2 protein-coding genes and 1 pseudogene are annotated in these 6,964 nt (G+C 41.2%); 1 reads left to right on the top strand and 2 read right to left on the bottom strand.

What is annotated here, in order from left to right; all coding sequences use genetic code 11:
* Nucleotides 1–118: 118 nt before the first annotated feature.
* Entirely contained in the window at nt 119–4,882 is a 4,764-nt protein-coding gene (locus F6K49_RS32945; RefSeq protein WP_293020219.1) for a hypothetical protein, read from the bottom strand.
* Nucleotides 4,879–6,180: an AAA family ATPase gene (locus F6K49_RS32940; RefSeq protein ID WP_293020295.1), complete on the bottom strand. Its 1,302-nt coding sequence runs from the start codon at nt 6,178–6,180 to the stop codon at nt 4,879–4,881. Before F6K49_RS32940 ends, F6K49_RS32945 begins: the two co-directional genes overlap by 4 nt.
* A gap of 417 nt (nt 6,181–6,597) precedes the next feature.
* Here F6K49_RS32940 and F6K49_RS32935 point away from each other — a divergent pair.
* Nucleotides 6,598–6,964 (top strand): annotated as a pseudogene (locus tag F6K49_RS32935) (hypothetical protein); the annotation flags it as partial.

Below are 6,964 nucleotides of genomic sequence, written 5' to 3'. Positions count from 1 at the left end.
TTGGTTATCGGCTTTAATTTAAGTTACAAAGTATCTTTAATGGAATTAAATCTATGCTTAAAGTCTAACTCATCTTTGTAGATATTGCAATGTTTTTGTAGAAAATAACCAACAGCAGCTAGCCTTCACAAAGAGTGCGATCGCTTTTACTTACATTCGGGTTATTCTTCAGATAATCCCCAGCCCAATCGCAACCACGTCGCAGTAGCTCATCTAGATTATTTAGAGCTAGATCGATATTATTGATATTCCATAACATTACAGTTTTATTATCACTAGCAGAAGCAAGGTACTTGCCATCCGGGCTGAAGCTAACACTATTGATCCCAGCACCACTATTCTGGAGGGTTTGGAGTAGTTGACCGTCTGTAGACCAGAGTTTCACGGTTCCGTCACTACTACCACTGGCAAGTGTGATACCGTCGGGTTTGAAACTGACGCTATTGACTTCCCCGCTATGTCCTTGAAGGGTAAGGATTTGTGCTCCTGTCTCTACATCCCAGAGTTTTAGGGTTCCCTCTTTACCAGCAGTAGCAAGAGTTTTTCCGTCAGGGCTGAAACTGACGCTATCGACCCAGTTATCATGTCCTAAAAGGGTGCGGATTTCCACTCCTGTCTGCACATCCCAGAATTTTACGGTTCCATCTCTACCAGCAGTAGCAAGAGTTTTTCCGTCAGGGCTGAAACTGACGCTGTAAACATCACCTTTATGGGCATAAATAGTTGTGATTAGTTTACCGTCGAGACTCCATAGTCTTATCGTTCCGTCTAAACTAGCACTGGCAAGGAATTTGCCATTTGGGCTAAAACTTACACTATTTACCCAGTCCTCATGTCCTTTGAAAATGGCTATTGGTTCACCACTTAATTTCCAAAGTCGAACATCTCCACCGAAACCAGCACTAGCAAGGGTTTGACCATCAGGGCTGAAACTAACACTTATGACTGCACCTTTATGTCCTTTTAAGGTACTGACTAGTGCACCGTCTCGTTTCCATACTTTAACAGTTCCATCGAAGCTAGCACTGGCAATTAAGTTACCATCGGAACTAAAGCTGACTCTATCAACCGCAGCCTGATGCCCAAATAGGGTTTGGGTTTCGAGATCATAGCCCTCAACGCTCCAGAGTCTGACAGTAAAGTCTCTACTGCCGGTGGCTAAAATTTTGCCATCGGGACTAAAGCTCATACTTATAATCCTTCTCTTATGACCCCGCAAGATTTGGAGTTCCTGACCTTGCCGACTCCAGAGCTTAACAATTCCATCTAAACTGCCAGTGGCAATTGTCTTACCATCAGGACTGAAGCTAACGGTGCTGATTGTGGCACCAGAACTCTGGAGAGTAAGAATTTTCTTTCCTTGAAGATTCCAAAGTCTAACAGCTCCATCCAGACTAGCAGTGGCAAGGGTCTGACCATCAGGGCTAAAACTGATACTTGTGACTCCAGCTTTCTGTGCTGGAAAAGGTTGCCCAATTGGGTTGCCTTTTCTGTTCCACAATCTTACTATTCCGTTGCGACTACCACTGGCAATCACCTTACCATCAGGACTGAAACTGAGACTCGTAATATCAGTGTTCTGTATTGGAAAGGGTTGCCCAATTGGGTTGCCTTGTTTGTCCCACAATCTTACTATTCCGTCACTACTACTAATGACAATAAGCTCACCGTCAGGGCTGAAACCGATACTTGTAACCCCAGCTTCATCTCCCTCGAAGGTTTTGAGTAATTTACCGTCTCTATGCCAGAGTTTAACTGTGCCATCAGCACTGCCAGTGGCAAGGATTCTACCATCAGGACTAAAACTTACGCTATTGACTATATCTGTATGTCCCTGGAGGGTATTTAGTAGTTTACCATCTCTATTCCAGAGTTTGACGGTGCCATCAGCACTGCCAGTGGCAAGGATTTCACCATCAGAACTAAAAGTGAGGCTATTAACCCAACTGTCATAACCTTCTAAACGATTGCGCTCTCTGACTCCATAAAGGGCTTGCTGTAATGCAGCTAAAGTCTGAGTGCGGGTATCGGTTCCTACTCCAATTGCTGATTTAAGTTGTTTTCCTGCTCTTAAAGCTGCTATTAGAGGATCAAGTGACTCCCTATTTACACTATAAAGAACTTCTGAGGATTTAGTAAGGGTAATAATTTGATTCTTTTTGGCTATTCTCAATGTCAAGGAGGCTAAGACTGATAGAGAAATTATTGCTGTAGTTAAGCCAACGAGTGCCCTTCTATATATCTGATTCCGCTTGAATTCGATAAGTTTTCGCTGTTCTCTCTCCTGTTCCAACTCAGTACGTAATTCAGCAGATTCAGCAATTTGTTGTCGTCTGCGAATAAAAGTAACGAGATAGTCATGTTCCAATTGATAGCGATTACTCGGATGTTCTGGCACACGTAAAACTAATCCCGATTTAACTAAAATATTTAATATTAAATCTAGGTTTTCTGTCTCATTTATCCCTTCCAATATATTGGAGTATAATTCTGCTTTAGTCTTGAGTATTCGATTGTTATTTTCATCTGTTAGACAGTATAAAAATAGTTCTGCATTACGTTCATTTTCTTTACCACAGTCTTTAATAACTCCATTTAAAAATTCTTCCAATAGCTTTTCTTTATAACCGATTTTTTGATATTCAACCAGTTTAGTTATTTTATCTTCTTGCAATTGTGATCCTACAATCTGCAACTCAATGGGACGAACTTCCCCTAGCTCTCCTGCTAAATCTTTGACTAACTCATTAATTAAATCTTTATCTAAATAATACTGATTATTTTTAGATAACTTTTCAAAAATAATACGAGCTTCTTGAGGATGAAAATTACCTAAATAGTAACGATTATTTCGATCGTCAATCGCTTCTATTTTAGTTAGCCTCTCTAAGAGTAACAAAAAGTGCCAAGAATCTTCTCTTTGCGAGAAGACTATATGAAGATAAGGTATTTGATCTATACATGTTTTTATGAAATTTGCAAAAGTCTGTCTTTCAATTCGATTTGAAAAGCGTAAAAAGAACTCTTCAACCTGATCAAAAATTAAAACTGTTAACAAATTTATGTTATAATTTTCTTGTAACTCTTCCAAAATACTGTTGACTGATTCGGAATTAATAGATGCACTAAAGCCTCTTGTATGTAGAGCCTCTGCCAATAATTTGCCCAACTCTCTGACCCAGTCAGTATAGACTCCCATGACAATTGGCAATACATCTCGCTGACCAATAGCTCGCTGCTTGAGAACTGGAACTAATCCTGCATAGATTAAAGAACTTTTTCCTACCCCAGATGGACCATAAAGGACGGTTAATTTATGATTAGGTTTGCCAATTTTTTCAAGCAAATTATTGATATCGCGTTGTCTGCCAGAAGCGATGATTTCGTCTGCAACCATTTCAGTCTGCTCAAAGGCTGGAAGTTGAGAATTTGCTCTCCTTCGTTTTGGCTCTAATCTCCCTGTACCTATAAAGGCTCGCAAGCCAAACTGTTGCTCAATGGATATTCGTTTTTGTTTAACTCTAAAAGCAGTTAAATAGTCACCCTGTTTAAAGTATGCTTCTCGCAAGCTTGCCAAAATCATAATATAAAGCTCTGGAGCATAATGGGCTTGAGTTTCTGCTTTAGATCTCTGGAGATACTTGATACTCTCTTGATAGTTACCAAGACCATTTTCTGCTATTGCTAATAATAATAAATACCAAGCTTTATCAACAGATGACATCCCATCTAATTTGGCTTTATGTTCCGATGAAGTGACTGTTGATTCAGCTGACAAACTAGTTGGCAGGATGGAGAGTGCTTGCTCTGCTAATCCCTTAGCTTCAGTCCAAGCTGATTTGGCTAAAGCTACCTCCGCCAGAAAACCATAATCTTTAGCTAACTCAATTGAATTACCCTTGGCTCTATGGAGTCTTAGAGACCTTTGGGCTAAGGTTTCCAAGTCTTCCCATCGTTGTAAGCGTTGCAAGACTCTGGCAAATTGAGTAATCAATCGGTTAGCTAAATCCTGATCAGATATCTGAGCTAAACTATCAATACATTGTTCAACTAAATTTTTTCCTGCAGTTGTTCCATCATAAGGACATAAACCGATATGAAATAAAACCATCCCTTGCCAATCGATGCGGGTTAGTCTTTGCCATATCTCTAAGCTTTTATGAAAGTAAATTAAGGATTCTTTAAACTGTTGTTTAGCATAGTAATTGCGACCTACCATCAAGTAAAAACTAGCTTCTAACTCTGGCTCTATATCCTGGTTATGATGGTGTAAATCTTGCCAAGCTGACTCAAATTCTGATAGATCATCTATCCCCCGATTCAGATCATACAAAAATTTGTCAGGATCAGAGTCTGGAAAGGTAGCCAAGATCTCCTTAGCTTTTTGAGAGAGAGTATAGATTAATTCATAAGATAAGGAATCAGGAGGGGTTTGAAACTCCCTAGTTGTGCCCCAACTCTCGAAATCAGGAGCAACCCGAACCAATTTGGTTTGAACCTGATCATTAATCCACAGCACTAGGGGGAAATGGAAATTTTTCCGAAACTCTTCCCGCACTTGGTTAGTAGCAGCCAGCAAGCTATCAATATCATCAACAGCCTCTAAGCCAAAGACCATCACAGCCCCTGGGTGCTGATCTCCTAAATCCTGCCGAATCTTGCGATAAAGTTTGCTATCAGACTTTTTCAGCACAACCTCGCGGATTTGAACAGGACAAGTTTCTAGCAGCCGCTCAGTCATTTGCTGCTGTACATAGGTATAGTTACAGTGTGCAAAAATCAGTGAAAATTGCCCCTGAGAAGCTTCAATTGCCCAAGCCAATCTTTGCAACGCACGCTCGTTGTAGGCAGCAACATCTTTGGTTTTATCGGAGGCACTCATAGCTGTAGTTCCTTAGCTTCTGCCAAAATCGGATTAACATCAAACCAAGGTTCTTCTTGATCATAATACTCATAAACAAAGCGACTGCGGATTAAGATTTGATATCCATCATCTCCAGTCACTTTCTTATCCTTAGCTACTTTACGCAGTAAATCCCATTCATCATCAGTGATCGCTAACACAAGTTTATGATGCTGAGCCTTAATCATACGTTCTAGACCATTACGGGAAAGGGGTAGTTTTCCTTCCTCCATGATCCAATCATTGAGAAACCGAAGCAAATTCCGCACATGACCGCCACTAGCACTACATAAACGGTCTAAGGTTTCAGCACTGTCAAAAATTGCTGTAATTTTAGTCAGACGCTGGTTTGGCTGTAAATCTGGGAATGCTCTTGCCAGCACCATCTGTCGCAGCAGTGCCATTCCTTGTTCATGTTTACTACCGTCCCGTAAATGCACAGGTACCATTGGCAGGACTTTGGGGTCGGTCATAAACCGTTCAGTCACCATCCCAAAGTCATTGGAAAACCGCAGTGACAGTGGAATAGTGTAAACCACGTGACAGTGCAGTCCCCCCAACTGTGATCCTCGATCCGCAAACAAATATTCTGGCTGAAGACGACCAAAGGGCTTTTGAATAGAATCCACCCGGTCAAGGTTATCAACAATAACTACTAGTCCCTTTTTCCCGGTCTGTTTCAATTTCTTGATAGCAGGCTCCAGCACCTCTTGATTAATGGCTTCAATAAGTCCATTGGTTCGAGGCTCTAGATATCCTCTCAACTTATCCCGCTGCTTAGGGCTAGCTTTCGCTTGACTGGTAATGGTGGCAATCCCTACAGAGAATTCTACCTCCGATAGCTCCATCGGTGTTTTTAAGATATCTTTGACTTCACCAAATAACCTCTGGAAGTACCCTGGTTGAAGGCTAATGCCAGCACTTTCCAGACTTTCACTGACTCGACGAGCGATCGCCAGTAAAATATCGCTGATATCAACATCACTCATTTCCAAGTCTTGATCAGACTCGAAGTAAACCACATGAAATCCTGACAGTTCTAAATCCACCTTTAACCTGAGCAACTCCGTAGACTTGCCGCAGCCAATATGCCCAGTAAACAGTTCACAGGTAGGTTGATTAGGTGAAAAGATAGCAATCTTTTTTCTAAGTTTTTCAATAATCTGACCGCCGCGTACTGAAGATAAATCAATGTAATACTTGCGATCCTCCTCATTGTCCACCGCTAAGGTTTTACTGGGGTTGGTCGCTCGGTAAAACGTTTGTAAATCGGTCATCTTACTTTTATATTGGTAGAGTTTTTTCCCTATTCTGTACCAAGCTGCGGTTGGAACATGGAACGGTTCATCCGAGCTGGCATTCTGCACCCACTCTATTTTATCTCATTTTCGGTTGAATACTTATAAATAGTAGGTCATAGGGAACAGGGAGCAGGGAACAGGAAGGAAGAGTAGGAAATAAATCCGATAACTTTTTGGGGTGATGCTAAATAAGCCTTGATTTTTATGGTCAGTTTTTAAAAACTGACCACCGTTTTTTTGATTAAGTTTTTTATTAAAAAAAAATGACTAATTATCGGTTATAATAATTATGAGTTATAGATAATTTTATCCTACTCCCGACTCCCGACTCCCGACTCCCTATTCCCTACTCCCTACTCCCTACTCCCTTTCCTATAGTTTTTAGGCTGTTCCATGACCAGAAACGTCCATGACCAATTTGCCAAACAATGTCTGAAAGAACTCCTCGACCCCCTGGGGAAAGTAGAAACAAGCTGGAAAGTGCCTGGGGAAGTTCAAGAAATTGATGTTTACTTTTTGCCATCTCAGCCACTAACCACCAATGGACAAAGCCTGGGATTACTCGGACAACTGGCCACAACTCCTGCTATTTTTGAACCGTTCCGCAACCCAGTTACTAAATTTGAGGTGCTAAGTTGTATCGGTAAACTGATTCAGGTTCATGGTCAAGTTTTCCGTCAGGCTAAGCGCACTAATGCCCAAGTTAGGGTGACAGAACTGCCTCGTTTATGGATTCTTTCCCCAACCGCTTCGGAAGAGT

This window comes from Moorena sp. SIO3I6 (assembly GCF_010672095.1).
Note: the sequence above shows the minus strand (reverse complement) of the source record. Positions and strands in the feature narration are given on the sequence as shown.

Excerpts from the sequence above, each read along its gene's own strand:
- F6K49_RS32945 (WP_293020219.1), bottom strand. The coding sequence starts at position 4,882 with ATGAGTGCCTCCGATAAAACCAAAGATGTTGCTGCCTACAACGAGCGT.
- F6K49_RS32940 (WP_293020295.1), bottom strand. The coding sequence starts at position 6,180 with ATGACCGATTTACAAACGTTTTACCGAGCGACCAACCCCAGTAAAACC.